Annotated in this window: 3 protein-coding genes; 1 reads left to right on the top strand and 2 read right to left on the bottom strand. The window is 67.3% G+C overall.

The window, feature by feature from the left end; genetic code table 11:
• Positions 1–28: 28 nt before the first annotated feature.
• The gene (locus tag ABFS34_16440) at positions 29–271 is read right to left on the bottom strand and encodes a CopG family transcriptional regulator (protein ID MEN8377014.1); all 243 of its coding nucleotides are present in this window, start codon (positions 269–271) and stop codon (positions 29–31) included.
• A gap of 703 nt (positions 272–974) precedes the next feature.
• Between ABFS34_16440 and ABFS34_16435 the strand changes: the two genes are divergently transcribed.
• The gene (locus ABFS34_16435) at positions 975–2,225 is read left to right on the top strand and encodes a DUF4143 domain-containing protein (protein ID MEN8377013.1); all 1,251 of its coding nucleotides are present in this window, start codon (positions 975–977) and stop codon (positions 2,223–2,225) included.
• Positions 2,226–2,232: 7 nt separating this feature from the next.
• Here the strand turns inward: ABFS34_16435 and ABFS34_16430 are convergent.
• Positions 2,233–2,637, bottom strand: a 405-nt coding sequence (locus ABFS34_16430) for a carboxypeptidase-like regulatory domain-containing protein (GenBank protein ID MEN8377012.1), incomplete at its 5' end; no start/stop codon positions are given.

Below are 2,637 nucleotides of genomic sequence, written 5' to 3'. Positions count from 1 at the left end.
TCCGAGGGGGCCGCGTCCGTCGTCGGTTCTACTCACTCCCCTCCATCACCTCCAGGAGCGCCGCGCCGTCGTCCAGGTCCACGCCCGGCACGAGCCCGCCCCGGCCGTACGTCGGCAGGGCTACGGGTTCGGCCACTCTCCCCGCCGGCTGGCTCGCCAGCGCCGCCCGCAGCGCCTCCTCGATCAGCGACGTAAGCGTCCGTCCGCTCCGGGCTGCGTGCACCTTGGCGGCCTTGAGCAGGTCGTCGGGGAGCCGTATCGTGGTACGCATACATGAAGACATACTGGCTATGCGTCAATATGTCAAACATCACTCCTGGACTTGGCTGCCGGTAGACGCGCCCGCGGTCCCGTCACCTCCGCTACCCCATGATGGGCTGCCGATGGGGCACGGAAATGTCTTATCGGGTCTACCTGGTGGCCGTGGGTCGAGAACGTCGCCAACTGACCTCGCACCCGATGGCTCGACCGTTGAACGGTCAGACCGCTTGTACCGCGCTTGCCTTCGCATTCCTCCACCCCCGCCCGCCGTTCCTCAGGGGCATCGCTTGGTCATGCCGGCCGTGACCCATCTCGTTAGCGACACGCCGCTAGAGACGCACGTTTTTCTCAGCCTCCCGCACGACACCGATCTGGCCGTCGGCACTGGCGACCAGGTGATCTGGAAGGTCTCCAGGACGTCGATAACCCGGATGGAGCCGTAAGGGGCTGGATCTGGGGCCTCCAGCGCGCTGACCCTCTTCCCTCCCCTTCTTCGCCGCTACCGGCGCGGCGCCCACATGAAGGCTCGCGTGCGCGCCGCTCGACTCGCGGCGACTTGACGTTGCAATCTACCGATTGACATCGTTGCAGTCTACCGATTAGAAATGTTGCAAATGGCCGATTGAGAACGTTGCAAATGGCCGATTGAAAACGTTGTGAATGACCGATTACGATGATACGTTGTACCAGTCGACAGCCATTGGGAGGAATTCATGGACTACCAGCCGAGGGTCGTCGACGCCGAGTTGCAGGCTCGTCTCGCGTCGACCGGCGGCGTGGTGGTCGAGGGTCCGAAGGCGTGCGGAAAGACCACGACCGGCAGACGCTTCGCGCAAAGCGAAGTGCTCCTGGACGTCGATGCGAATGCGCGCCAGGCGGCCGTTGTGGATCCCGGACTGGTACTTGCTGGCGCCGTGCCCCGTCTGATCGACGAGTGGCAGCTGGAACCGGCGATCTGGAACCAGATTCGCCGCACGATCGACGACCGGGGAGAGCCCGGACAGTTCATCCTGACCGGATCCGCGGTGCCCGCGGATGATGTGACCCGCCACACCGGCGCCGGCCGGCTCGCGCGCGTGAGGATGCGCACGATGAGTCTGTACGAGTCGGGTCACTCCACCGGCGCCGTGTCTCTCGGTGCACTGCTCGAAGGCGTCGCTCCCCGGTGCTCCGACCCCGGTCTGACCGTGCCCGACCTCGCCGTGCGGGTGGCTCGCGGGGGGTGGCCCGGGCACGCCGGCCTGGCCGATGGACCGGCCGTCAGGGCGGTCCGGGATTACATCGAGGAGGTTCGCCGGGTGGACGTGGGAAGGGTCGATGCAACCCGCAGAGATCCCGCGAAGGTGGGCCGGCTCATCCGTTCTCTAGCCCGCCACGTCGCGACATACGCAAGCAACGCCGTGATTGCGCGCGATGCGGGAGGCGCTGAAGGCAGCCTCGACCTCGACACGGTGCGCGAATATCTGGCAGCCCTCGATCGGTTGATGATCGTGGAGGATCAACCGGCCTGGGCTCCGCACCTCCGCTCGAGGTCGCGGATCAGAATCGGCGCCAAGCGGCACTTCGTGGATCCGTCCGTTGCCGTAGCCGCGCTGCGGGCGACGCCCGGGCGGCTCCTGGACGACCTGAACCTGCTCGGATTCCTGTTCGAATCGATGGTGACCCGGGACCTTCGGATCTACGCCCAGGCAACCGATGCGACCGTGCTACACTACCGGGACAATACGGGCCTCGAGGTCGACGCGGTGGTCGAAGCACGGGATGGTCGTTGGGCGGCCTTCGAGATCAAGCTCGGGAGCGCGCGCGTCGATGACGCCGCGCAGAACCTGCGGAAGTTCCGCGATCGGGTGGACACCTCCAGGTGCGGCGCGCCCGCCACCTTGGGCGTAATCACGGCGACCGGCTACGGGTACGTCCTGGACGACGGCGTCGCCGTTATCCCCATCGGTGCCATGGGGCCGTAGGTCGACCCTACGACGTGCAGGTCACCTGAGCCTGGGCCGACCCTCCGGCGGGCACGCTGGCCGTGACGGTGTCGCAGGTGGCGCCGCCCACCGAGGCCGTGACCGTGTAGTCGTCCGGCTCCAGGCCGGTGAAGGTCACCATCCCCGCGGTGTTGGTCGTCCCCGTGCGGGCGCCTTTGCCGCTGCTCACGATGACCGTCGCGCCTCCGAACGGCGCGCCGTCCACCGTCACCGTCACCGTCAGGTCCCCGGGCTGAGAGCTGCACGAAAAGTCGGCCTGCGCCTGGCCGTCCGCCGGCACGTCCACCGTCTGTGCGGGCGGGTCGCAGGTGGTGTTCGCCGGCGGCGTGACCGCCACGTCGTGCACGCCGGGCGACACGGGATCGAAGGCGTACATGCCGTTGGTGTCGGT

This window comes from Gemmatimonadota bacterium (genome assembly GCA_039715185.1).
Lineage (GTDB): Bacteria > Gemmatimonadota > Gemmatimonadetes > Longimicrobiales > RSA9 > DATHRK01.
This window is presented reverse-complemented; position numbering and strand designations above follow the sequence as displayed.

Coding starts and splice junctions, on each gene's coding strand:
- ABFS34_16440 (MEN8377014.1), bottom strand. CDS start 271: ATGCGTACCACGATACGGCTCCCCGACGACCTGCTCAAGGCCGCCAAG.
- ABFS34_16435 (MEN8377013.1), top strand. CDS start 975: ATGGACTACCAGCCGAGGGTCGTCGACGCCGAGTTGCAGGCTCGTCTC.